Origin of the sequence: Spirosoma aerolatum (assembly GCF_002056795.1) — a bacterium.
GTDB lineage: Bacteria > Bacteroidota > Bacteroidia > Cytophagales > Spirosomataceae > Spirosoma > Spirosoma aerolatum.
Genome location: NZ_CP020104.1, coordinates 5,352,469 through 5,378,866 on the forward strand (window position 1 = coordinate 5,352,469; position 26,398 = coordinate 5,378,866).

Genomic DNA, 26,398 nt, shown 5'->3' on the forward strand with positions numbered 1-26,398 from the left:
ACATGCATGACTACCCAATGACCAGCAACGCCGAAATTTTCAGACCCGTCGGGAAGTTTTCAACCGATACAGGCTAGAGGCATAAAACAAGCCGCCAACAATCATTAAACCAACAAAAAATAGTAGGCTCAACCCACTATAAAAATAAATCATAGCGGCCAGTGCCACAACGGCCAGTAGCAGCGCCAATGCCGGAAATACGGGGTAGAACGGGGCTTTAAATGGTCGGTTCATCATTGGCTGGCTCTGTCGTAATGTAAACAATGCCAGCATACTAATTATATAGACCACTACAGCGCCAATGGTCGACAAGACCACCAATTTGCTAGTATCCAACAGGCACAGCGCCAGAACGCCCAGAATCCCTCCAAGCAATAAGGCCCAATACGGCACCTGGCGAGTTTTGCTGACGCTGGCGAGTACACCGGGCAAATAGCCACTACGTGCCAATGCAAAAATCTGCCGAGAGTAACTGATAATGATGCCATGAAACGAAGCAATCAAGCCAAACAGGCCAACACTGGCAAACGCCTTCGTCAGCGGGTTATCGCGACCAACCACCAGAGCAATCGATTCGGGCAGTGGATAGTCGAGATGGTCGAGTTTTTCCCATTCGGCAATGCCTCCTACGCAGAACATAACGGCCAGTGCCAGAACGGTCAATGTAAGCAACGCTGAAATGTAGCCTTTGGCAATGGCATTCTTCTCATCACGAACTTCTTCGGCCACCATAGCGATGCCTTCCAGACACACGTAGAGCCAGATAGCAAATGGCAGGGCAGCAAACACTCCACCCCAGCCAAACGGCATTGGGTTATGCAGAAACGTAGCCAGTTTAAAATCGGGAGCTACAACCCCAATAAACACCAGCAACTCAACAATGGCGAGCAGGGTCATAATCAGCGAAAACCAGGCCGCTTCCTGAATACCCAGCAAATTGATGATCGTAAACAGAATATACGCACTGATCGACGCTGCCAGTACAGGAACGGCTGGATACAGGAAATGAAGATAACTGCCCAGCGCCAGGGCAATGGCAGGCGTTGCAAACAAAAATTCAATCAGGGTAGCGTAACCTGCTATCAATGCCCCCCAGGGGCCAAAGGCTTGCAGCGCATAGGCAAACGGCCCGCCGGCATTCGGAATCGCTGTGGTAAGTTCGGTAAAGCTGAAAATAAAGGTAAAATACAGAACCGTGATCAACAGAGTAGCAATCAGCAGCCCAACGGTTCCAGCTACGCCCCAGCCATAGTTCCAGCCAAAATATTCGCCCGAAATAACCAGGCCAACCCCTATAGCCCACAAATGAATGGGTTTTAATACTTTTTTAAGTCCCTGTGATTCGTCGGTCATACGGGGGAAGATACACTTTTTTCTCTTGGGTCATACCAACGAAGGGGAATCTCAGGCTTGACGAATAATCAATGTTGAGATTACTCCTTCATTGGAACGACAGAAAAGTCGCTTTTACACTTTATTCGAGCGTCCCATCAGCGGATCGCTGAAACCCACTTTCCCAGTTTCTACCCGCCCGGCATAGCGTTGCTCAAAGTCGGCAAACCCAGTCACTTTCACGCTGAAATCATACCAGTTATAGCTGGCTTTCAGATTTAACAAAACTGTTTGCGTGGCTCCCTTTGCCCCTGCCTTCTCCAGCGGTTTCATTTGCTCCTTAGCCTGATACCCATTGTCTATAAGCTGAACCGTATAGCTTCGACCCGCATCGGTATTGGTAAGTTTTACCAACACATTACCCGTCAACTGGTTTTTAGAATCGCGTTCATACGTGCAGGCGATGGAGATAGGTGGGGTTCTGATTGCTGCTTTGAACTCCCGATAAAAGCCATTAGGCCCCTGAACGCATAGATGTAAAGGAGCGTCGAGCAACCAGGTATCGGTAAGGCTATCGCCTGCAATCACCGTATAGGATCGAAAACGAGCATCATTTGGGAGCATCTGACAGACCTGAAACGGTGCGCCCAGCGCTTTTTTTCCGAACACATCGTTTTTCGCGGATAAGGTCAGAGCAAATCGGTTGTCAACTACGCGTCCATCCACGTAAAGCTCATAGGGTAAGGCACAGGAAGCGCGAACCCCCTCTTCCTGGCGTGGCAATTGGGTTGCCGTTTGCGGGTTGTCATTGATCCGGCTGATTTCATCGGAGGTCAGTTGCTTATAATTGCTGGGAAGGCCTTTGAACTGCGCTTTGTGTATGCCTTCCAGAAACGATTGTTTCGCTACAAAGGTGGGCAACTTAATGGTTTCACCGCGATAGGGCTGAAACGCCGAGGTTAAATCCCCACAGATGGTGCGTCGCCAATCGCTGATATTCGATTCCCGGATGGTCTTGCCGGTTTTATGACTCAGGAAGTTCTCCAGAAACTGAAGCGTCGATGTATGGTCAAACACTTCTGAACAAACATATCCTCCCCGACTCCAGGGCGACGCGATCACTAGCGGAACCCGAAAACCCAATCCAATTGGCCCGGTACGTCCTCCATTTTTACGCTTACTTTCCTGCTCCTGGGTCACAAATTCCAGACGCGTATCGATGCCTTTGCTGCTTAATCCAGTTTCTGGCTTATCGGGATGAGCTGGCACAAACGGAGGCACATGATCGAAGTAGCCATCATTTTCGTCATAGGCCAGAATAAAGATCGTTTTTTTCCAGACGTCCGGGTTCTGGGTCAGAATATCCATTACCTCCGACAGATACCAGGCACCATACCAGGGAGCACCGGGATGATCAGAGAAGTTTTCGGGGGGAACCAGCCACGATACCGTCGGGAGTTTCCGGGCTTTTACATCTTCCCGAAACTGATGCAGCACATCTCCCTTTGGAACAGCCATTTTCCGCTCCGCCGTCCCATCCTGATAGGTCAGGGTGGTCAGTTGGCGGTAGTTCGGGTCATTGACATTGGTCGTAAAGGCTTTCTGACACAGCGCTTTTTCCCGCTGCGACAACTGGTCAAATTTCTCCGGTGCATACTTCACCAGATCGACCTGCACTTCCTTTTGCCATTCCTGCTGCTGTTTCAATGCCCGTGCTGTTTCAGCGTAAGCCTTGTCAGTTTCAGGCAAACTTTTCAGTTTGGCTTCCAGGGCTTTAATCCGTTCGGGAAGGGCTTTTTCCTCACGTTGAAGAAACGGATAGTAGGCCGGGTGGAACCGGACATGATACTGCGAGAACCATTCGATGGGATTATCGGTAAAATTGCCCAGCCAGTTGTCTTCTTCGCCCTGCAAGCCCGTCGACAGGCTGATTTCATTTTGATAAATCTTCCACGATATGCCAGCGTCTTCCAGTCGTTCGGGAAACGTCGTCCAGCTTACCTCGGCATCGTAATCAACGTTTTCATTTCGTACGTTCGCCATGGCCTTTGGATCGCGGGGATCGCGTATGGTACCCGTCCAGAAATAGAGCCGGTTCGGTGTGGTGCCCGTCAGGGATGAACAAAAGTTCTGATCGCAAACTGTAAAGGCATCGGCCAATGCATAGTAAAACGGAATATCCTCCCGGTTGTAATACCCCAGCGTAAGCGGCATATGGGCATATTCTTTGTGGCCCGACGGCTTGGCATCCAGCCACTTATCCATTTTGCCACCATTGTGGGCATCGACCTGATTCTCCCAGGAGTGCGGCAGTGAGTGCATCCAGGTTGCCTTTGTATCCTTAATATTCAGCCGAAATGGCGCGTATGTTTCACCCGCCTTATTGGTCTGAAGCCATATTTTGTTTTTGTTCGGCAGGGTAAACGCCCTTGGGTCATTGAATCCCCGAACTCCCTGCAACGTACCATAGGTATGATCGAACGAGCGATTCTCCTGCATCAGAATCACCACATGTTCAGCATCCAGAAAGGTAGTACCAGGTTGTGGGTCAATGGCAAACGCACGCTGAATAGATTCAGGCAATCCGCCCGAAAGAACCGTTGACAGCAACGCTGCTTTTTTAAGAAAATCGCGTCTGGAATCCATACATTATTGTCGTTGATCGTAATTGGCTGGCTATCCTGCAAATGGAGTACCTAAAGCATCCTCAAAAATACAACCCTCAGGGTGAAGTCAATTTTATCTTTTTTTAATCATTTAGGCTCCTCTACTGATTTATACGATATACTAGATCAAAAAGGCTATGTGGATTGTATTTGCCTTATCGGCGGCTTTATCGGCAGCCATTGTTGTTACGCTATCAAAAGCAGGTATCAAAGATTTGGATTCCAGCCTGGCATTTGCCATTCAGTCGGTAATGATCCTAATTGTGTCGTGGAGTGTGGTCATTTCGCAGGGTCTCCTGGCCGACATACCCCGAATAGAACGCCGGGTCTGGATATACCTGATCATTGCCGGGATTGTCACCTGCCTGTCGTCGTTATTTTCGTTTCGGGCGCTGAAGCTTGGACATGCCTCTCAAGTATCACCCATTACCAACTGCTCACTAATTTTTTCGGTCATTCTGGCGGTGGTGTTTTTAAAAGAGAAAATCAATTGGCAGGTCATAGCCGGGGCCTTGCTTATGGGAATTGGGGCCGTCATCATCGCTATCTCCCGCGACTGAGTAAGTTAAGCATTCCTAAAAACCGCGAGGACGCAAAGGCGCAAGGATAAAAAGAGTCCTCCTTTCGCCTTTGCGTCCTCGTGGTTTGATATACCAAAGCTTACACCCAGCTACAAACCCAGCCTTAAAATGAGTACTTTTGTATACGAATAATACTGTGTTGGTATGCCTGCCCCCGTAAACGAAAGACTTGCTCTTGCCCATCAATTTGTTCTTCACACAAATCGAAATATTTTCCTGACCGGAAAAGCGGGGACGGGCAAAACAACATTTCTACACCAGGTTAAACAGCTAAGTGCCAAGCGGCTGGCCGTAGTTGCACCAACGGGTGTAGCCGCCATCAATGCCGGGGGGGTTACCATTCATTCGCTGTTTCAATTGCCGTTTGGCCCCCTAGTGCCAGGTTCTACGCTCCGGGAAAGCCGGAAGTTCAATAAAGAAAAAATCAGGCTTCTTCGCACCCTCGACCTGCTCATCATTGACGAAATCAGTATGGTCCGGGCCGATGTTCTGGACGGTATCGACGAGGTGCTCCGTCGATACCGAAATAACAGCCAGCCGTTTGGTGGTGTCCAGCTTCTGCTCATTGGCGATATGCAGCAACTGCCACCCGTGATCCGGGATGAAGAATGGGAGTTACTAAAACCACACTACGAAACCGGCTATTTTTTCGGTAGTAAAGCATTAAGCCATACACCCTATATTTCGATTGAACTGACGCAGATTTACCGGCAGGCCGACGCTCGGTTTGTGAGTTTATTGAATAGCATTCGCGAAAAAACGATTACCCGCGATCAGCTTGCCGACCTTAATCAACGTTACATTCCCAACTTTACCCCCCGCGACGACGAAGGCTACATTACCCTCTCGACGCATAATACAACGGCCCAGCAAATCAATAGTCATAAACTGAATAGCCTTAAAACGGCACTTCACACCTTTGATGCCACGATTGAAGGGGATTTCCCGGCTACGATTTACCCGACCGAAGCCAATCTTGAACTAAAAGTGGGGGCGCAGGTGATGTTCATTAAGAATGACATTTCGCGCGAAAAACGCTATTATAACGGTAAAATCGGGCAGATTGTCGATATTGACGATGATATCATTTATGTCAAAAGCGGGGACGACGATGTGATTGATGTACTCCCCACCGACTGGACCAACCTTCGGTATAGCCTCGACCCAGCTACAAAAGAAATCAAAGCCGAAGCTATTGGTACGTTCCGACAGTTCCCACTCAAACTCGCCTGGGCCATCACCATCCACAAAAGCCAGGGACTTACCTTCGAAAAAGCCATTATCGATGCTTCTGCGGCCTTCGCTCATGGGCAGGTTTATGTAGCGTTGAGCCGTTGTAAAACACTCGACGGACTGGTGTTGCGATCACCAATTCCGTCGCACAGCATCAAAACCGAGCAGACGCTGGAAGATTTTCACGATGAACTTATTCAGCAAACGCCCAATGAACAGCACCTGCATGAGTCTAAGCGCACCAATCAGCAGCAATTACTTCTGGATCTGTTTTCGTTCGAACGCGCCAGTTCCTTGTTATACCGTTGTCGACGAGTGGTCAATGAGCATGCCAGTAGTGTCGATCCTGAATGTGGGCCTATTATCACCCAACTAACAGAAAGCGTACGGGATAAGGCTCGTGAGATCAGCATTCGCTTTCAGAAGCAGTTAACGGGTTATTTTGCTGACGAACGTTTGCCTGAAGACAACCCCGATTTACAGGAACGTATCCGAAAGGCCGTTGCCTATTTCCGGTCGTTGCTTGGCGACGAGCTATTGCCTACACTTCACCGTTGCCCCACCGATTGCGATAACAAACAGGTACGAGAGCTGCTGCTGGAAGTGCTGGATGAACTTGAAAAAGAGTTGTTTGTCAAGCTTCGTACCTTCGAGAGCTGCCAAAACGGATTTGACGCGCTGGCTTATTTACAGGCTCGAAACCATGCCGAGCTGGACTTTCAGCCCGAACGCAAAAATTTCGACCAGCCAGCCGAAGCTGCTTCCGAAAAATCGGGACGTGGGGGGCTATATGGTGCGCTGATGAAATGGCGTAATGATCTGGCGGGAGAACACGACACCTCCGGCTATATGGTACTTCCACAGAAAACCATCGCCGAACTAGCCCGTCTTCGTCCAACTACACTCGAAGAACTTCTGGCTATCAAAGGGTTTGGCAAAACTAAGGTGAAGCAGATCGGCCACGAAGTGCTGTCCGTCATTAAAGAGTATCTCGAACGGCCCAAGCCTACCAAAGAGCCGAAAGTGAAAGAAAAAAAGGTGAAAGAGCCGAAGGAGCCTAAAATTCCATCGACTACGCAGACCCTTGCCCTTTTTCAGGCTGGCAAAACCATTCCCGAAATAGCGACCGAACGGGGATTTGCCATATCTACTATCGAAGGGCATCTTGCTCAATGCATCAATCGGGGCGAACTATCGGTCGATGCCGTGTTACCTTCCGATCGTATTCAGCTGATTCGCCCCCACCTCGAAACTACGCCATCAGCCACATTTACCGAACTGATTCAGACAATCGGCCATGGCGTCACCTACAGCGAAATACGGTTTGTAAACAGCGCCATCCGGGCCGAATTGGGAGAGATTGAACAGGAGTAGTACCCTTCTAATTTTTCAGTCAATTAGGATTGGCTTTAGCGTCGCTCACTTATCCGCTTCTGATAAGTTGTGGAAGAGTTCGATAAATTGACTGAAATAGGGATTTTTCCTACTCAATATCCCGGAGAGAATTGTATGGCGATCTCCATCAGGAATCCAGGCGTCCATTTTGACCAAATCGGCCCTCGTATTGTTGAAAAACCAACTGGTAAACTTTCGGAAGCGGGCCTTCTCCCGACCATCCGAACTATCGCAGATATAAATTATTACGTGTTCTAAAGACCGGAAGAAATCGTAAAAAATAGCCAGAATTGTTGGCTCTGTCAGAGGGTCGGCCGGAATGTGTTTTCCAGTCGGATTATCGGCCACGGCAATGACCATTTCAAAAGCGTTGACCCGCCCCTCTATATAATCGATAAATAACTAATCGGATGGAACAAATCGAATTTCATAAACAACCTCGTCGCTTGTTGTAAAAGCATATACATTTTGCTCTCCACCTATCCAGGCAAAATCGTATCTATTTCTTTAATGGCCCTTTTTCCTGCATTCTTCTTTTTCAACTCGTCAAATATGGCCCGATATTCAGGGTCATTTTGGTAGCGTTCCCGGGCTTCCCGTGCTCTTTTACTTCGACCAGCCTGCGAATTTTTTCGAGAGCGGTCATCGGCTTCATTGGTGTTTCCATTGTAGTTAGTGTTGATTAGACGAATATACAATCGTAAAGTTTTTGATTACATCCTAAAAACATAAAAGCTGAAGCAAATAGTTTATCTGTATGAAGTACTAACGGTTCAAAAGAAAAGCGCTTTACCGAAACAAAGCATGGTGTCGGTAAAGCGCTACAGGTTTGGATAATCAATTCGGCTAATAGCCTCCGTAAAACTTTCGCAGGCCCCATTCAATGGCAGCCAGCGTTAGTACGACGAAAAATAGCCATTTCCAGTTGATCAACTCATTCATTTCCTCAGTGCTGGTCAGGCGAGCCGGGTGCGAACGGCTAGTCAGGTTTTTGACCAGATCATCCATGCGACTGACTGCATAGAACTGGCCGCCCGTTTGCTGCGCTAACTGACGCAACATACCATGGTCGGCCGTTGTATTAAGCGCTTCAAGTTGCAGATCGCGAACCACAAACTGCCCCGACGACTGTTCGGCTTTGTCATTGATCGTTACTGTCGCCTTAAAACGATAGGCCCCCTCAGGTAACCGACTGATTTCAAAACGTTTATTGGTAGAAGTAGGCGTGTAATTGTAAGACCGCGTTACGCCTTTTTCGTCGCTAATCTCCAGCCGAACAGGTTTATCAAATATCTCTTCGTAGATGTCGTTGTAGAGCTCGGTTTCGAAAATGACTTTTTCTCCAGCTACGAATTCATTCCGAATCGGGTACACGCGCAGTTTGCGTCGATCTTCTTTCACTGAAATCAGTTGAATCACTTTCTGAATCAACTCATCCACAACCTCCTGCTTATCGGTCAGGGCGAATTCTTCCAGGCGCCATGCCCAAAGCCCTTCTCCGGCCAGTACAGCGGTTTTACGTGGGCTGGTTACGTTTAGAGCCAGCAATGGTTTTGCTGTCTTGATACTGCCAACCTGCTGCCATAGGACAACTTCACTACCGGGCTGTAATCGGTAGTCACCATACGGTACCGACATGGGTGGAAGTTTGGACAGTATTTCGAGTCGGGACGGATCAAGGTTCAACTGCCGGAATTCGGGGTTAAACACGCCCGTTACTTTGTCACTCTGGCTAGGCTGTGCTGAAACCTGAACCACCGAATTAGATGTATTGAACGGCCCCAGCGACGACTGATTACCAAGAACAAACAATACAGGTGTATTTTTCGAAAAATATTTTTGAATCAACGGGCTACCGACTCCTCCATTATCGGGAATCTGGTGCAGGATAATCAGGTCGTAAGTTTTGTCGGCGGGTGGGGTAGCTTCGGCAGGCGTTCCCGTCAGGATACGTACGTCCAGTTCGTAGTTCTGATTACGCTCCAGAATGTTGCGGATGGCTTTCACATCTGGATGCGGGGCCAGCGCCAATAGCAGGACTTTCTCTTTCCCGTCGATAACGTCCAGATACACATCCTGACGGTTGTTGCGGGTGCTAAATTCACCCGGCTGCGGCAATATCTCAACGACGAAATGCTGAACACCTTTCTGGGTGGCTGTTGTCTGGAAATTAACCTGGTTGAACGTATCGTTCTTGGTAAAATTGACCGATTGCCTCCCCAATTCCTTTCCATTCTGACGCAGCACAACCGTTGCGTTTCTTCCCTGAAAGCCATTACTCACAATTTCGGCCTGTACCGGAAACTGATTACCCAGATACGCAATACGGTTGGCGATAATACCTTTAAGCTGAATATCTTTTTTGGCAACAGTGTCGCCCAACCCTACTGTCTGTACAGCAAACGGATATTGACCAAACGTTGGCGACACGCCCTGGTTAAAAATGCCATCCGTCACCAGCACTACATCGGTCAGGTTACGTCCCTCATAATCCGAGCGAATGCCCGCGAGCAATGCCGACAAATCGGTCGTTCGGCGAGTAAAGGGAATCTGCGTCAAATCACCATTGGTGACCGTATCGGCTAAGGTTCGGATGGAAACGTCCAGTCCCTTGTCGGCCAACTGCTGCCGAAGGGTTTGCAAGCCCACTAACGCTTTATCCAGATTAGGACGTCCTGTTCCTGCTATGGACTCTGAGTTATCAATAGCCAGCACTACTTTCGGCTTCTCGGTCAGTGTGCGCAGACTTCGAATTAGCGGATTCAGCAACAAAAAGCAAAGAAAACTAACCACTACGAAACGCAAAGCGGCTAGTCCATACGTCGTTCGTTTGTCGAAACCACCAACGGTTGCACCACTCCCTGCCAGACGTGGCAAGGGTTGGTACATAGCGAAGGCATACACGGCCCCGACAAGCAAACAAACGAAAATCCACCAGGGTGAGGACTGAAAGATAAAATCCATTTTTTTAGGAGTGAGGAGCAAAGCGTGAGTAATCGTATTACTCACGCTTCACTACTAGGTTAACATTCCTCCATCTACTTGCAGCACCTGGCCGGTGATGTAGCGGGAGAGGTCGGATGCCAGGAAAACGGCACAATCGGCAACTTCGTCGGGCTGGCCTCCCCGCTTCATTGGAATTTGCTGCTTCCAGTCTTCAAGGGCCTTCTCATTGATTTCGCCAGTCATTTCGGTTTCGATAAAACCGGGTGCAATGGCGTTGGAACGAATATTCCGCGAGCCTAATTCCAGGGCTACCGATTTGGTAAATCCGATGATCCCAGCTTTCGAAGCCGCATAATTGGCCTGGCCTGCATTGCCCCGAATACCGACTACCGATGTGATATTGATAATCGAACCCGTTTTTGCCTTCATCATCGGCTTGGTAGCCGCTTTAGTCAGGTTAAAGACCGACTTTAAATTAACGTTAATTACGGTGTCCCATTGTTCTTCCGACATCCGCATTAACAATCCATCACGGGTAATACCGGCATTATTGATCAATACATCGATCTTACCGAAATCGGCAATCACCTGACTGACCAGTTCTTCGGCAGCCTGATAATTAGAGGCATCGGACCGGTAGCCTTTTACCTGGCCGCCAAAGGCACGTAGTTCTTCTTCTAATGCCTGGCCTTTCTCAATGCTCGACAAATAAGTGAAGGCAACGGTAGCCCCTTCCTGAGCAAATTTCTGGGCCATAGCCCGGCCAATTCCGCGTGATGCACCTGTGATCAGGGCAACTTTTCCTGTTAGTAAATTCATTTTAAAATAAAGAGCAAAAAACGAAAGAGTAAAAGAGCGAACGAGTGAAAGAGCAATAAACTACTGGATAGCTTCACTCGTTCACTCGTTCACTCTTTCGCTGTTTTTTTACGGTGCCAAAAATAGCGGTTTGGGCCTAAATGACAAGGTATCAACGGGGTATTATAGTACATATCGAAGTCCAAAGTTTCCGGTTAACCCAGCCGATACTCCTCCGTTCCAGGTTTTAACATCGCCAGGCCGACCAGGCCTATCAGATGCTATATACGAAACCGAAGCACCTGCCAGCGATGTCTCCAAAATAAACCGCTGTCCAATCATATAGGCCAATCCAACCCGAACCGCTCCACTGGCAGAGAATCCACTGTAATCCTCTGATGTGTAATGCATATATCCGGCTTCGATGCGTGTATAAGGCGTCAGTCGTGTTGGTAGCCAGTAGTGCTGAAAATAAGGCACAACCCCCACTGTCCATTGTATATCCTTACTATCTGGCGTATTTGTACTTGTCAGATGATTACCACTGTAGGCAATAGGGATGCTAACACCTACCAAATTATTTTTCCCAACAAAATAACCGATTGATGGACTGAACGAGTATACATTAGTTCTTGACTGATAGGCAGTGAGTCCGGTCCCTGCATCCTGGTTTGTTTGTTGATTAGTTACCGAAAACCCACCTTCTAAAACCCATTTACCAGCATTCGTCTGCGGATTGTCGCGTTGCTCCTGAGTATTTGACGTCCGTCCAGGTCCTGTCCAGTACACCAAACCGGCACTTAACCCGGCAGTCGATAATGGAAATGAATTAGTACTTGCCAGCAACTGAACCCCTAGTCGACTGGTAACTAAATAGTTGATCCCGGCTTCTACTCTTGGTGCAATACCTATTGTTGTAGTTCGTTGCCCAGATTCATTCAATTGGCCATTATAATCAAAATACGATTGCTTACTACCATTCGTACTCACCGACACACCAACCCCGCCAAATACATAAACCGAACCTAACTGCCAGTATCGACGGACAAAAGGCGTAACAGAGACGGAATAGAAAGTATTTGGGTAGGTTTGATCGGGGTTACCCTCCAGATTCTGCTGGTTCTGGGTTAGCGAACCTGACAACGAGACTCCTGCCAACCAGTTATCTTTCCAGAAACGCCCGGCCGTTATGGATAAAGCAGGCATCCAGTTCATTTGTACACGCATTGCCCCTGTACTGGGCAAATTTGGAAAAGGCTGCGTTTGCCGATTATACGCAATAGAAACACTACCGCTAAGAATACCATTTCCTTTCTGAATCTGGGCATACGAATCGTTCAGACAAAGCAGTCCCAAAAGTGCCGTAAATACTAGTTTCATACTATAAATCGTCCTGTTTCTATAGCGTCACAACCATGTATCGACTATATTCTTCGTTTACAGAGCAATCTATAGCTTTTGTCCATCGAATCATTCAAAAACATATTAAATAATGTTAATTGCTGGCAATCCCTTACTTTCTGACTAACTCCTGACCGAAGTCTTTTGCGATTGCCGCACCAGTCTCTTACTTTGTCACAGGAATTAAGGATGTTCTGTGTACATTTCATTCTTCAAACCTTATCGAGCCTAATTTCCTGAGCCTTTCAACAAATCTCGCCATGCTACGCGTCTTACTCCTTATACAACTAACGGCTTCGATTGCCTTTGCCCAGAAAATCCATTCTCACAACGATTATGCCAAGGCGCGTCCTTTCATGAACGCCTACGAGCAAAAAGCGGATTTCATCGAAGCAGACATCTGGCTCCAAAATGGCAAACTGGTTGTTGCACACGATAAACCAGGACCTAATGCGCCTACCCTCGATTCGCTCTATCTGCAACCTATTATTCGGTTGTTTAAACAATACAAAGACAAACCCAGCTCCGACCGTGACTATACATTTAACCTGGTGGTTGATGTAAAAGAAAATCCAACGGAGATACTGCCCTTATTGATCAACTTATTAGAGCAGAATCTACCCGTTTTTAATCGAGCTGCAAATCCGAAAGCGATCCAGTTGATTATCAGTGGAAATCGGCCTAAAATTCCCAATTATTTCGACTATCCCCTGCTCCAGTTTGACGGTCGGCCCAGTGAAGTGTACGACGAAGAAACCCTCCAGCGTATTGCTCTTATCAGTGATAATTTCCAACTATATTCACACTGGGATGGCAACGGCGAAATTCCGGACGAAGACCGCGAAAAGCTCAAACGAGTCATTAAACGGGCACACAACGATAAAAAGCCAATCCGTTTCTGGGCAATTCCCGATACGCCCAATGCCTGGAAGCAATTAAAGAAACTCGGTGTGGACGTCATCAATACCGATAAAGTGGCCGAGTGCGTACAGGCAATGCGGTGAATCGATAAACATAGCGGGCTTACCAAGTTGTTGATACCATAATTCGTACAGGTGTATCAGTAAACTTAACCGCTTTTTAACTTATAAAGCTACTGTTTCTGAAAAGCCTATTCTTGTACCTCTCCAACGTATGGAAGTCCCACAACTCAAAAAAGCCCCAACTGTATACGATGTCGTCATCGTTGGTTCGGGAGCTGGTGGCGGTATGGCCGCGTATATGCTCGCCAAAGCGGGTGCCAAAGTTGCTCTGCTCGAAGCGGGTGGCTATTACGACCCTGCCGACCCAAAGTATATTACTCAACTCAAGTGGCCCTGGGAATCTCCCCGGCGTGGGGCTGCTACCGAATTCCGTTCGGGTGGTGACTTCGACGCGGCATGGGGAGGCTGGGAAATCGAAGGAGAACCCTATTCTGCCAAACCAGGAACGGAATTTGGCTGGTTTCGGTCGCGTATGCTCGGAGGCCGTACCAACCACTGGGGGCGTATTTCCATGCGTTTCGGACCCGACGATTTTCGGCGGGGTTCACTATCTGGTGTAGGTGACGATTGGCCGATTACCTACGACGATATGAAACCTTTCTATGATCGGGTCGATAAACTAATCGGTGTTTTTGGCTCTATCGAGAACTTGCCCAACGAGCCAGACGGCATCTTTTTACCCCCGCCGAAGCCTCGTTTGCATGAACTGATGCTTCGGAAAGCCGGAAAAAGCGTAGGAATTCCGGTTATCCCGTCTCGCCTGAGTATCCTCACCAAACCCATCAATAAAGACCGGGGGCAATGTTTTTATTGCCATCAGTGTAACCGGGGCTGTCAGGCGTATGCCGATTTCTCGGCCTCCTCAGTGCTTTGCATTCCGGCTGTTAAAACAGGCAACGTAACGCTAATCAACGGCGCTATGGCTCGTGAAGTGCTGACCGATCCGCAAACCGGTCTGGCTACGGGTGTTAGCTACGTTGACAAAGCCACTTTGCAGGAAATAACGATCAAGGCTAAAGCCGTAATGCTGGGCGCCAGCACCTGCGAATCGGCACGGATACTGCTCAACTCAAAATCAGCCCGTTTCCCAACCGGACTAGCCAATAGCAGTGGTGTAGTAGGTAAGTACCTGAACGACTCTACAGGAGCCAGCCGATCCGGGTTCGTACCAGCCCTGATGGACCGTAAACGCTATAACGAAGATGGCGTTGGAGGGATGCACGTGTTTACGCCCTGGTGGCTCGATAACAAAAAATTAGACTTCCCGCGCGGTTATCATATCGAATACGGTGGCGGTATGGGCATGCCGGGAGCCGGTTTTGGGGGAGGTATTGAAGCCCTGAACGGCATCATTCCGGGTCGGGATGGCCAGATGAAACCCGGTGGTGGCTATGGAAAAGGCCTGAAAGACGATTATCGTCGCTTCTATGGTGCCTATATCAGCATGTCGGGTCGTGGAGAGCCGGTGCCGCTCGAAAGTAACTACTGCGAAATTGACCCCGATAAAGTGGATAAATACGGGATTCCGACCCTACGTTTTCACTACAAATGGTCGGATTATGAAGTGAAGCAGGCCAAGCACATGCAGGATACCTTCGAAGAGATTATCCATGCCATGGGTGGTATTGCCCTTGGTTCAAAACCTGGGCCTAATACAGCACATGGCTATGGCCTGGCAGCTCCCGGACGTATCATTCACGAAGTCGGTACCGTTCGTATGGGTAACGACCCTAAAAAATCGGCCCTCAATAAGTTCCAGCAGGCTCATGACGTAAAAAACCTGTTTGTGGTCGATGCAGCTCCGTTCGTGTCTCAGGGTGACAAGAACGTTACCTGGACTATTCTGGCCGCTTCCATGCGTACCAGCGAGTACCTGATCGACCAGGTGAAACAACGAAATTTGTAGCAACTAGTAACGCGGCTGGAAAGCCGTGAAGCCGAAGAGTAGTAAGTTGATTTGCCTTCGGCCTCATGACTTTCCAGCCTCATGAAAAAGCCTCCCAACTTCTAGAGTCGGGAGGCTTTTTCATGAGTTAATTTATCTTATTCGACCACAGCTTCAGGCTTCTTAACCGTGATAGTCAGGTTTTCACCTTCACCACTATAATCCGCCATAATCACGTCGCCTTCTTTGAGTTCACCTTTCAGGATTTCCTCAGCAACGGGGTCTTCGAGGTAGCGCTGGATAGCCCGGCTTAATGGACGAGCACCATACTGCTGATCGTATCCTTTTTCGGCCAGGAAGTCCTTCGCTTTATCGGTCAACTCGACCCGGTAACCCAGGTTGATAACACGGCCCAGCAGTTTGCCCAGCATCAGGTCAATGATTTTGTGAATATCTTCCCGCAGCAGCGAATTGAACACAATCACATCGTCCAGTCGGTTGAGGAATTCGGGCGAGAATGCCTTTCGTAATGCACTCTGAATCGTGCTCTTCATCAGTTCATCCTGGCTTTCGGCATTCCGCTTGGTAGCGAAACCGATACCGGCACCGAAGTCTTTCAGATCACGAACCCCAATATTCGACGTCATGATAATGATGGTGTTACGGAAATCAACCCGGCGACCCAGACCATCGGTCAGGATACCATCGTCCAGCACTTGCAACAGAATATTGAACACATCCGGGTGTGCTTTTTCGATTTCGTCAAGCAACACAACACTGTAGGGCTTCCGGCGAATTTTCTCGGTCAACTGGCCACCTTCTTCGTACCCAACGTAGCCCGGAGGAGCGCCCACCAGACGGCTAACGCTGAATTTTTCCATGTATTCCGACATATCGATCCGAACCAGCGCATCGTCTTTGTCGAAGAGGTAAGTAGCCAGAACTTTCGCTAATTCCGTTTTACCAACCCCGGTTGGGCCAAGGAAGATAAATGAACCAATCGGTTTTTTCGGATCTTTCAGACCAACCCGCGTCCGTTGAATGGCTTTCACCAGTTTCTCAATGGCAGCATTTTGTCCGATAACCCGACCTTTCAGTTCTTCGCCCATGTTGACGAGCTTCTTCCCTTCGTCGTTCGATACACTCGTAACTGGAATACCCGTCATCATCGCTACCACTTCGGCCACGTTTTCTTCGTTGACCGTATAGCGTCGTTTCTTAGTATCTTCTTCCCAGGCTTGTTTAGCCCGTTCCAGTTGATCGATCAGGCGTTTTTCCTTGTCGCGGAGCTGAGCGGCTTCTTCGTACTTCTGGCTCTTGACAACCTGATTTTTCTCCTTCTTGATATTCTCAATCTGTTCTTCCAGTCTCAGAATATCTTCGGGAACGGTGATGTTCGAGATGTGTACACGAGCCCCTACTTCGTCGAGCACATCGATTGCCTTGTCGGGCAGGAAGCGATCAGAGATGTAACGCTCCGACAGTTTCACCGCAGCTTCAATGGCCTCTTTGGTGTAGTTGACGTGGTGGTGGTCTTCGTATTTATCCTTGATATTGTTCAGGATTTCGATGGTTTCGTCAATCGACGTAGCATCGACCATCACCATCTGGAAACGACGGGCCAGCGCACCATCTTTCTCGATGTACTGACGATATTCGTCAAGCGTAGTAGCGCCGATACATTGGATGTCGCCCCGAGCCAAAGCCGGTTTGAACATATTCGATGCATCGAGCGAACCCGAAGCACCTCCTGCGCCAACGATGGTGTGCAACTCATCGATAAACAGAATAACTTCCGGTGATTTTTCCAGCTCGTTCATCACGGCTTTCATACGCTCTTCAAACTGGCCCCGGTATTTGGTACCAGCCACGAGCGACGCCAGGTCAAGCGTAACTACCCGCTTGCCGAACAACACCCGCGAGACTTTCTTCTGCACAATGCGCAGGGCAAGTCCTTCAGCGATGGCAGTTTTACCAACACCTGGTTCACCAATCAGAATTGGATTATTTTTCTTCCGGCGGCTCAGAATCTGGGCCACGCGTTCGATTTCTTTTTCACGGCCAACGATAGGATCGAGTTTACCTACTTCAGCCAGTTTGGTCAGATCGCGTCCGAAGTTATCCAGAACGGGAGTCCGGGACTTTTCAGACCCTTTCGGATCTTTTCCTGAGCTGGAGCTGCTTCCGCCAAACATGCCCCGGTCGTTGTCGTCATCGTCGGTTTCGGGGCCCATCACTGGTCGGCTACCCGAAGATTGATATTCCAGCATCTCCTTAATGACTTCGTAATTAATATTAAATTTATTGAGAATCTGCGTGGCGACATTGTCTTCATCACGTAGAATCGACAGCAGAAGGTGCTCCGTTCCGATGAGCGGGCTTTTGAAGATCTTAGCTTCCAAATACGTGATTTTCAGCGTCTTTTCCGACTGACGGGTCAGCGGGATATTCGCCAGGTTTTTCACATTGTTGGTAGCGGTTCCTTTCGTGGCCTGTTCAATGGTAACCCGGAGTTCGTCGAGCGAGATGCCTAATTTTTTCAGCAAGCCGACGGCTACACCCTCCCCTTCACGAATCATACCGAGCAACAGGTGCTCTGTGCCAATATAATCGTGGCCTAAGCGTAAGGCTTCTTCCCGACTCAGCGTGATAACTTCCTTTACGCGATTTGAGAATTTTGCTTCCATTCGTTTTAGGGTCTCCTTAGGTAAGCGTACTATACTGGCCTAACGAAGAGTTTTAAGGATTTGTTCACTCTCCCGAAGACCGGCCTTCAACACGTCCTTAGCGGCCGGTCCCTGGCAGAACAACAGGTCTATGACACTTAAATTAGGTACAAATTCAGGTCCAAAATTTTGTGGATAGGACACTGGCTGATGGAATATGTATGATTCTGGCCCATTGGCTGGATTTATGCAGGATCGAGCGTCAAATAAGCCGACCGGAGGTGTTTTTTCGTACCATTCTGTCAGGTTCAGATTGATACGTACCTGCATCAATTTCAGACAAATTGTCAGCAACTCATAATTCAAGTCGAATAAAAACGTCCAGTTTTTTCGATAATACGGCTCAATGTCGGGCGCATAATATTCGAAAAATGGGGCTTTCCCATAAGCGGCCTGAATACATCGCCAGTGATGCATCTGCCAGTTCTGGTCATTAGCCACCCGAAGGTCGCGAATGGGCAGGTGCCGGGTCCCCTGCTGCACAGGCACTGTAAGGCTATCTACCTTGTTTGCCGTCAGAACGTAGCAACGATTTCTGTAACTTTGCTTCTGGTAATGCTCCTGAGCTTCCAGCCATACTGTACCGAATTTCAACAACCCCGACAGGTAGTCCAGACAAGGCAGGTAATGTAATTCAATCAGTAAAGCGGTGGAGTCAGGCGTTAATGGGTACGTTTCCAAAGGCAACTCATGTATCCGTTCACAAGTAAAGCAAAAAAACAATACCACCAACTAATTTTAGTATTTTTTTAATTTTTGGATTAAACTTTTTTTTCGCCGTGGGTTCGGTTTAGGTTCAACCAATGACTTTTTTTAGACTTTTATCTCGCTTACCGCTGAGTATCCTTTATGGTATTTCTGATATATTAGCTTTCCTGCTCAACTACGTTATCCGCTATCGCCGAAGGGTAATTTCAGACAATTTAACCCAATCGTTTCCAGAGAAATCAGCCGACGAAATCAATCAGATTATCAAAGGGTTCTACCATAATCTTTCTGACTTACTGGTTGAGACGATTAAGCTGCCCAGCCTGTCACCCGACGAGTTAAAAGAGCGGGTTCGGTTCACAAATGCCGATATTGTAAAAGCCTGTCTAGCGGCTGGTCAGCCCGTTATCGGCATGGCTTCTCACCAGAGTAACTGGGAGTGGCTACCTTCGGCGGCTGTATTAAATGGAATGCCTGCTGATAGTATTTATAAGCCGTTAACCAGTGGTTTCTCAGAAAAAATGATGCAGATGATCCGGTCAAGCTTTGGTGCGGTACCCATTACGATGAATAATCTACCCCGTCGGATGGCCTCGCACAAAAACGTACCTCGCATTATTGCACTCGTAGCCGATCAGGTTCCTAATGTGCCCGAACAAGCCTATTGGACAAACTTTCTCCACCATGACACGCCGTTTTATCCGGGAACCGAACGACTAGCCCGTAGCCGTCATTTGCCGGTTTTTTATGTAGAACTAGTTCGCTTACGTCGTGGTTATTACGAGGCCACTTTTTTTTCGGTTGGCTCCCCTCCTTACAGTGATTTGCCTGCTGGTACTTTACTAGAACGCTACCGGGATCTTCTTGAAGCCACCATCCGCAAGTACCCTTCCGACTGGCTCTGGTCGCACCGCCGTTGGAAACATTGGCGAGAGAAATATCCAAAGATTGAGACAAAGTTGGATTAATCTTCCCGAATCTATACGCTTTTCTACTGGCTATCGTTCAAATAATATGGTACATACCCCTATGTTATGTTTTTTTATGACTATTTAATATAAAATTTATTATATTTAAGGCAATTAAAAGTCTTAATTGCCTACCGTTCAGTACATCTAAATGATATTCCTGCGCCTTTTAGCCCGTTTGCCCTTTCCTATTTTATATGGCATTTCGGATGTTTTATATGCTGTTCTTGCTCATGTTGTCCGTTATAGACAACACGTTGTTCTGGAAAACCTTCGTCTATCATTTCCTGAAAAATCCCCCGAAACAATCCAGCAAATAGCCAACAATTTTTATCGTAATCTTGCCGATATACTTGTTGAAACAATTAAGCTATCTGCCATCACTCCCTGCGAACTGAAAAAACGATTTATATATACCAATCCCGAATTAATTAAGGAGTATTTAATAAATGGGCAGACTGTAATCTGCACAGGTTCTCATCAATGCAACTGGGAGTGGGTTCCATCGGCTGCAGTTGTTATTGATATTCCGGTGGATAGCGTGTATAAGCCTCTCACCAATCCAGACATGGAGAAGTTTATGCAGGAATTGCGTGCTAGTCATGGGGCTGTGCCAACACCCATGAATTTACTCCCCCGGCAAATGGTAATTCGAAAAGCCATTCCTCGTGTAATTGCCTTGGTAGCAGACCAGGTTCCGAATGTACCGGAGCAAGGCTATTGGATGGAATTTTTGAACCGCGATACCCCTTTCTATCCCGGTACGGAACGACTGGCCCGAAGTAAAAACTTACCTGTTTTTTTTCTGGAATTGGTTCGTATCCGACGAGGTTATTACGAAGGTACCTTTAAACTTATTGCCTGTCCGCCGTATACAAATATCCCTGAGGGCGCTATTCTCGAAATGTATAGAGATCAATTACAAGCCAGTATTTGCAAACACCCCTCCGATTGGCTCTGGTCACATAAACGTTGGAAGCACTGGCGGGGAAAATATACGAAAATCGAAGCAAAGCTAACGTAGAGACGCAGGGTATTGCGTCTCTTTCGCGTCAGCAATAATTACCGTCTGTTAGATCAAGCTTACACGGACCCAATCCTTGTTCCATTACAGGTACTAGAACCATCCTGTCATAAGCCGCATACCTTGCGCTCTACAACGAATCCCGACGGGCTTTTTCGGCTCGTGACGAATCACGTTTGGCTCTGACCCGATCGCGTTCATTAATGATAGCCCCTTCTGCTTTATCTAATCCTCGATCCACAGCCCGACCCGTTTTAGTGGCGGCACTATCGATAGCCTCACCAGCTACTTTGGCTTTGCTTTTAGCGCCTTGAGCAGCTTCGTCGGCTGTTTCGCCAATAGCCCGGCCGGTATTCTTCAAATCCTCCTTCATGCGGGCTTTACGTTCAGCTTTTTCCTGCTTACGCATTTCTTTTCGCTCCTGCTTCGTCATGGTACTAGCATCCTGCGCGTAAGCTCCCAGGCTGATCATAAAAGCAAGTGCCAATGAACTGAATATCTTGGTTTTCATAACGTGTTGAGTTTACGATTGTATTCTTAATTAGCAGATTCCAGTAAGCTTATAACCACTTGACTAATCTGTTGCTCATTCAACTGCTAATGAGGCTAATTGTTTTACCCCATAGCAGCTAGTAGTTTATAAATCAGTTTAAAAACTACTCCTAGATGAGCGTTTATCTGCAAGAAAAGCTATATGGATACAAATACTATATTTTCAATACACTTTATATATATTATTATTACAATAATATATATAAATACCTTATATTTGCTACGATCCTGCCTCTATTAGCCATGTTTGACCGAATGCCCACCTTACCCGTTGTAAATTATGGCTATTGTTATGCTTTGCCGCCGTCGGAGCAATGTTCTGCTCATGAAAGCAGTTACCAATGTAACAAATTTTAGTGAAGAGGTCCTTCTGACCGACGAAAAAACATTCCAGCATACACTGCGCATCCAACAACCTGCTTTTACCCTACTAACCAGCGAATACATCGACCAGCCTGCTCTTTTCGCAAGCATTCGGCAGCATACGCCTACTACCCGAATTGTCCTATGCCTACTGCCCGATGCAGCCAACCCATCGCTACTTTGGCCATTACTGGACAATTTGGATATCGATGTTCTTTGTAAGCTCCCGGAGTTGAACGAGTGTCTGACTGCACTTGCCGAAGGGTATTTCTACACGTCAAGCTTTTTAGAGACTCATCCAGCCTACGTTCGGCCTGAGCCACTGCCGGGTTGGGACTCGCTTACAACGAGCGAACGTAGCGTATTAAAGCTAATGGCAGAAGGATATAGTGGGCCACAAATTGCCCAGATGCTGTTCATAAGCCCTAAAACGGTTGAAAACCACAAATACAAAATTTCTCAGAAACTCAATGTGACGGGCGGTCCCGGAAGCCTGGTAAAATATTCATTACTGCACCGTGACCGATTACGTACACTGTTCAAAGAGGCTTCTCAGACAAAGCCTACAGCCAGACAACCATAGGTGAGTTCACCTATACAAAAATGAGGGAACTCACCTATAGAAAAATGAGTGAGTTCCCTCATGTGCCGACTGGGTTTAGTATTCAACTTTGTCTCGTTGATGTACAACAAAGGTGGATACCGAAAAGCCTAAAGAGAGTAGGTTAAAGGATAAAATATATGAAAAAATTAGATTATTCAAAAATGCAGTTTATTCAGGGCGGCCAGAGTTTAGACGATTTAGCAGCTAAAAAATTAAAGGCTCCCGGAGCTTATTTAGTATGCTTAGGGGGTACACTGATAGCATGTTTTGCAGGAGGCCCTCTAGGACTAGTTGAACTAGTAGCTTGCGGCTATACCGTATACGCAAATTGGTAAAATACTATAATGCCTCTCCTAAGAGAGGCATTAAAAATTTTCGAAATATGGAAATTATATATAGACCTTGGAAGAAGAAACCAAGTGTTTTTAAAATAATTAGAGGGCTAATAATATTAATAATAGGTTTTTCAGTTGGCTATATTACAATACCTCAAACATGGGAAATTATTGGCTACATCATTCTATTTATTTTATTTCTTACAGAGTTTTTTTTAAGGAATTCTAAAAAATAACAAATTATCCTCGAGTTGAAAAGCCAATTTGAAAAACGGGATATTAAATAAATAGATAAATAACATATTGTTTTTATTGAACATTATGAATTTTGGCAATTATTATGCTGAGCTTTGGATTAGCAAAAGTACTTGGGCCCTTTTCACTGCTATAACTTTACTGTGTATCTTAGCTTTTTTTGCAAGCCAATATCTTCTAACTACAGATCAATTGTATTTTAACGAATTAGCTGAACAGCTAACGTTTAAGCAGATCCAACAGATAATAGATGATAGCCACAGACGCATCTGGTTAGCATATACAATATTCCCAATATTCAATCTCCTTAAATTTACGCTGGTAGCCTCCTGCTTAAGTCTAGGGTATTACTTCGGAACTAACCAATGGATATTTAAAGCGTTTTTTCGGGTGGCTATTCAGGCTGAAATGGTGCTGTTACTCCCTTCGGTTATTAAGCTGCTCTGGTTTTTGTTTGTCCAAACGGATTACAGTCTTACCGACTTGCAGTTATTTTATCCGTTGAGTGTTCTGAGCCTGGTTGGTGCTGACTCGGTGGCTCCCTATCTGCTTTATCCGCTTCAACTCACCAACCTGTTCGAGTTAGCCTATTGGCTGGTGCTGGCTTATGGCGTTTCGCAGGTTATTGATATACCTATGCCTAAAGCCGTTGGTTTGGTAGCGGCTTCATACGGGTCGGGCCTACTGGTGTGGGTGGCGCTGGTTATGTTCTTAACGGTAAGTTTATTATGAGAACCTATTTGAAATGGGGGTTGCCTTTGTTGGTACTGTCTGTGTTATCGTATCTGATTTGGGGATTTACCAACAAACTGAATCAGAAGCAGAAAACGGCAAAGCAGATTCAGACACTACCTACGTTTACGGCCTATGGATTGGATAGTTCAGTCATTAACACAGTCGAATTAAGGAACCGTTCAACGGTGTTTATCTACTTCGATCCTGATTGCGAGCATTGCCAGCGTGAGGCTGATGAACTCCATAAACGAGCCACCCTACTGAACAATGCGCAAATTATCCTGCTTTCGTCGGCATCGTTGCCAGCCTTGAGAACTTTTGCCCAAATACACCAACTCACTAAACTTTCTAACGTACAGGTAGCCCACATTGACCGGAAGGCAGCCTACGAAACGTTTGGGTTTACTTCCATTCCCGATATACTGATCTATCATACAGACGGCTCATTGGCCAAACACTTCCGGGGCGAAACCAGCATAGAGGCTATCGCCCGTCATCTCTAAGTTTTCTACCACCCTTTATTCAACTATGGAACAGATTCTATCCGTTCTGCTCGCTTTGCTGTGGCTTTTGATTCAGTATTTCGCCCATCCTACCCTTTGATATGAAATCGCGTAAACATATTGAACGGACACTGGTCCGTCAGCAGGAACAGGCCGATTGTGGTGTAGCGTGTCTGGCATCAGTACTGGCCTACTATGGTGGACATAGCCGCCTGGAGCGGCTACGTGAATTGAGTGGCACCGATCCACGGGGTACTACTTTGCTGGGCTTGTATCAGGCAGCTACACAATTGGGTATGGATGGGGAAGGGATGGAAGCCGAATCGGTGGAAAACCTTAAAACCGATGTCAGTGGCCCGGTTATTCTGCATGTCCTGATCGATAACGGTCCGATAGCCCAACGGTTACAGCACTATGTGGTTTGCTATGGCTGGAATGCTGTAGAACAGCACTTCGTGATTGGCGACCCGGCGCAGGGAATCAGGACCTATCGAGCCGAAGAATTAGAAACTCTCTGGTCTTCGCGTATACTCCTGACGTTATCCCCGAATGCTTCCTTTCACTACCAAGCTGATGAAAAAAAAGCCAAACGACGATGGCTCCTTAGCCTTATTCGCGATGATATCCCGTTACTAGCTATCGCAACCGGGCTCGGCATTATTACTGCGGGGCTAGGGCTATCGACTGCTATTTTCTCCCAAAAACTGATCGACGAAATTTTACCCAAACACGATACCCAGCGACTGATACTAGGCCTGGTTTTATTAACCTTCCTGCTGGTGGCACGGGCAATAGTTGGTTATCTGCGTGGTTTTCTGCTGAACCGCCAAAGCCGGGATTTTAATAACCGGATTATCAACCGTTTTTATGAAGCATTACTCTACCTGCCCAAGTCGTTTTTCGATAGCCGCAAAACGGGTGAACTCGTGGCTCGCCTGAACGACACAGGGCGAATCCAGCGCAGTATTAGCTTTCTGACAGGTACAGTTGTGATTAACGCCTTAGTGGTACTGGTGTCGGCAGGCTATCTATTTACGTATTCAGTCTGGGTGGGTCTGCTGGCGTTAGTGAGTATTCCATTATACGGCGGATTGGTTTGGTTGTATCATACTCGCATCATCCATAGTCAGCGCGAGGTTATGGCAGCCTCAGCTCATACGGAAAGTAATTATGTGGATACCATTCAGGGCATCGATGTGATCAAGGCTACTAATCGGGAGTCGTTTTTCGGGGGTATTACCCGCATTATTTACGGCCGTTTTCAGGATAAAGTGTATCAGCTTGGCCAGGTTAGTCTTCGCTTCAACCTGACGGCCGAGTTGATCAGTGCCTTGCTCATTGCCGGATTAATTACGGCCACGTCGGTTCTGGTTGTACAGCACTCGTTGCAATTGGGCGAAATGATGGCGATTTTAACTCTAGCGGGCAGTATTCTACCTGCGGTCGCTAGTCTGGCCATGACAAACATTCAACTTCAGGAGGCCAACGTAACTTTTGAGCGGATGTATGAGTATGCCCACCTTACACCCGAGCGAAGCGCATCGGAACCCGACCCCTCATTTACCTTTTCGTCGCTGACGATCCAGCATCTGCACTTTCGGTTTCCGGGTCGTCCATTGCAGTTAGAAAACATCTCATTGACATTAAACAAAGGCGAGTTGATTGCTCTTCTGGGTGAAAGCGGTAGCGGCAAAAGTACATTCCTTCAGCTTATTCAGCGATTTTATACGCCCGAAGCAGGTCAGATTAGCCTGAATGGGGCGGATTGGCATAACGTCGATACGACAACCTGGCGACAAGCCATTGGTGTTGTTCCCCAACAGATCAAATTGTTTACAGGTACACTAGTGGACAATATCTGCCTTGGCAATACAGCCGAGGAAGCTGAGCAGTTGATTGATTTCTGCCAACAATACGGTTTCAACCGTTTTTTCGAGGCCTTTCCACAGGGGTATCTGACAAAGCTTGGCGAAGATGGTATTGCCATTTCGGGTGGGCAGCAACAACTGGTAGCCTTAGCCAGAGCTTTATACCGAAAGCCCCAACTCCTATTGCTCGACGAACCAACGGCCGCCATGGATCATCATACGGAACAATTTGTCGTAGATTTATTGGAGCAACTACGTCCGCAACTAGCTATTCTGCTGATTACACACAAGCCAAGTATCGCTCAACTAGCCGATCAAGTTTACTTCTTACAGCAAGGCCATCTAAGTCCGGGCCATATCTATACACAATCAGAAACAACTCAAACCCTATTGTCTATGGATTCGTTGCTCCAATAGAGTTAGAACCTTATCAAGCCCCATTCAAAAGCCCTGGTCATAACGTTCCTCAACGAACGTTTAGAAGAAGCTAAACGTTTTCCAGATAACCGGCACGAAACTGAAAACGCAGTTTTTCCG

20 protein-coding genes are annotated in these 26,398 nt (G+C 47.3%); 11 read left to right on the forward strand and 9 right to left on the reverse strand.

Features of this window, described 5'->3' with window-relative positions; all coding sequences use genetic code 11:
- Window positions 1–39 precede the first annotated feature (39 nt).
- A complete protein-coding gene (gene eat, locus B5M13_RS22185; RefSeq protein ID WP_080057747.1) occupies window positions 40–1,353 on the reverse strand; it encodes an ethanolamine permease in 1,314 nt (437 codons plus the stop codon).
- Window positions 1,354–1,467: 114 nt separating this feature from the next.
- On the reverse strand, window positions 1,468–3,978 hold the full coding sequence (locus B5M13_RS22190) for a phosphocholine-specific phospholipase C (protein ID WP_080057748.1): 2,511 nt from the start codon (window positions 3,976–3,978) through the stop codon (window positions 1,468–1,470).
- Window positions 3,979–4,135: 157 nt separating this feature from the next.
- On the opposite strand from B5M13_RS22190, the gene B5M13_RS22195 reads away from it, so the two are divergent.
- The gene (locus tag B5M13_RS22195) at window positions 4,136–4,558 is read left to right on the forward strand and encodes an EamA family transporter (RefSeq protein ID WP_080057749.1); all 423 of its coding nucleotides are present in this window, start codon (window positions 4,136–4,138) and stop codon (window positions 4,556–4,558) included.
- Between the two features lie 165 nt (window positions 4,559–4,723).
- Entirely contained in the window at window positions 4,724–7,186 is a 2,463-nt protein-coding gene (locus B5M13_RS22200) for a helix-turn-helix domain-containing protein (protein ID WP_080057750.1), read from the forward strand.
- 45 nt (window positions 7,187–7,231) lie between these two features.
- On the opposite strand, the gene B5M13_RS22205 is transcribed toward B5M13_RS22200, so the two are convergent.
- From B5M13_RS22205 to B5M13_RS22225, 4 genes are all read right to left on the reverse strand, one after another.
- Window positions 7,232–7,567: a DUF6169 family protein gene (locus tag B5M13_RS22205; protein WP_080057751.1), complete on the reverse strand. Its 336-nt coding sequence runs from the start codon at window positions 7,565–7,567 to the stop codon at window positions 7,232–7,234.
- Window positions 7,568–8,053: 486 nt separating this feature from the next.
- A complete protein-coding gene (locus B5M13_RS22215; RefSeq protein ID WP_080057753.1) occupies window positions 8,054–10,171 on the reverse strand; it encodes a hypothetical protein in 2,118 nt (705 codons plus the stop codon).
- Window positions 10,172–10,225: 54 nt separating this feature from the next.
- Entirely contained in the window at window positions 10,226–10,972 is a 747-nt protein-coding gene (gene fabG, locus B5M13_RS22220; protein ID WP_080057754.1) for a 3-oxoacyl-[acyl-carrier-protein] reductase, read from the reverse strand.
- A gap of 162 nt (window positions 10,973–11,134) precedes the next feature.
- Window positions 11,135–12,331, reverse strand: coding sequence for a hypothetical protein (locus tag B5M13_RS22225; protein ID WP_080057755.1), 1,197 nt, complete (start codon window positions 12,329–12,331; stop codon window positions 11,135–11,137).
- A 281-nt stretch (window positions 12,332–12,612) separates the two neighbouring features.
- Here B5M13_RS22225 and B5M13_RS22230 point away from each other — a divergent pair, with 281 nt between their 5' ends.
- Entirely contained in the window at window positions 12,613–13,356 is a 744-nt protein-coding gene (locus B5M13_RS22230) for a phosphatidylinositol-specific phospholipase C/glycerophosphodiester phosphodiesterase family protein (RefSeq protein ID WP_080057756.1), read from the forward strand.
- 130 nt (window positions 13,357–13,486) lie between these two features.
- Window positions 13,487–15,241 (forward strand): GMC oxidoreductase, encoded by a 1,755-nt coding sequence (locus B5M13_RS22235; protein WP_080057757.1) that lies wholly within the window; start codon window positions 13,487–13,489, stop codon window positions 15,239–15,241.
- Window positions 15,242–15,378: 137 nt separating this feature from the next.
- Here the strand turns inward: B5M13_RS22235 and B5M13_RS22240 are convergent, their stop codons facing one another.
- A complete protein-coding gene (locus B5M13_RS22240; protein ID WP_080057758.1) occupies window positions 15,379–17,907 on the reverse strand; it encodes an ATP-dependent Clp protease ATP-binding subunit in 2,529 nt (842 codons plus the stop codon).
- A 39-nt stretch (window positions 17,908–17,946) separates the two neighbouring features.
- Window positions 17,947–18,627 carry a WbqC family protein gene (locus tag B5M13_RS22245; RefSeq protein WP_080057759.1) on the reverse strand — a complete coding sequence of 227 codons (681 nt, stop codon included), beginning with the start codon at window positions 18,625–18,627 and terminating at the stop codon, window positions 17,947–17,949.
- 122 nt (window positions 18,628–18,749) lie between these two features.
- On the opposite strand from B5M13_RS22245, the gene B5M13_RS22250 reads away from it, so the two are divergent.
- Together B5M13_RS22250 and B5M13_RS22255 are read left to right on the forward strand one after the other, a co-directional pair.
- Entirely contained in the window at window positions 18,750–19,622 is an 873-nt protein-coding gene (locus B5M13_RS22250) for a lysophospholipid acyltransferase family protein (RefSeq protein ID WP_080057760.1), read from the forward strand.
- A 151-nt stretch (window positions 19,623–19,773) separates the two neighbouring features.
- On the forward strand, window positions 19,774–20,646 hold the full coding sequence (locus B5M13_RS22255) for a lysophospholipid acyltransferase family protein (RefSeq protein ID WP_080057761.1): 873 nt from the start codon (window positions 19,774–19,776) through the stop codon (window positions 20,644–20,646).
- 130 nt (window positions 20,647–20,776) lie between these two features.
- Here the strand turns inward: B5M13_RS22255 and B5M13_RS22260 are convergent, their stop codons facing one another.
- Window positions 20,777–21,157, reverse strand: coding sequence for a hypothetical protein (locus tag B5M13_RS22260; protein WP_080057762.1), 381 nt, complete (start codon window positions 21,155–21,157; stop codon window positions 20,777–20,779).
- A gap of 321 nt (window positions 21,158–21,478) precedes the next feature.
- On the opposite strand from B5M13_RS22260, the gene B5M13_RS22265 reads away from it, so the two are divergent.
- From B5M13_RS22265 to B5M13_RS22290, 5 genes are all read left to right on the forward strand, one after another.
- Window positions 21,479–22,144 carry a helix-turn-helix transcriptional regulator gene (locus tag B5M13_RS22265; RefSeq protein WP_080057763.1) on the forward strand — a complete coding sequence of 222 codons (666 nt, stop codon included), beginning with the start codon at window positions 21,479–21,481 and terminating at the stop codon, window positions 22,142–22,144.
- Window positions 22,145–22,302: 158 nt separating this feature from the next.
- Window positions 22,303–22,500, forward strand: a complete 198-nt coding sequence (locus B5M13_RS22270; protein ID WP_080057764.1) for a hypothetical protein — start codon at window positions 22,303–22,305, stop codon at window positions 22,498–22,500.
- Between the two features lie 645 nt (window positions 22,501–23,145).
- Entirely contained in the window at window positions 23,146–23,487 is a 342-nt protein-coding gene (locus B5M13_RS34230) for a hypothetical protein (protein ID WP_245859440.1), read from the forward strand.
- The gene (locus B5M13_RS22285; RefSeq protein WP_080057766.1) at window positions 23,484–23,993 is read left to right on the forward strand and encodes a peroxiredoxin family protein; all 510 of its coding nucleotides are present in this window, start codon (window positions 23,484–23,486) and stop codon (window positions 23,991–23,993) included. The genes B5M13_RS34230 and B5M13_RS22285 overlap by 4 nt, the downstream gene beginning before the upstream one ends.
- 101 nt (window positions 23,994–24,094) lie before the next feature.
- Complete coding sequence (locus tag B5M13_RS22290) at window positions 24,095–26,278, forward strand: peptidase domain-containing ABC transporter (protein ID WP_080057767.1); 2,184 nt, start codon at window positions 24,095–24,097, stop codon at window positions 26,276–26,278.
- Window positions 26,279–26,398 lie beyond the last annotated feature (120 nt).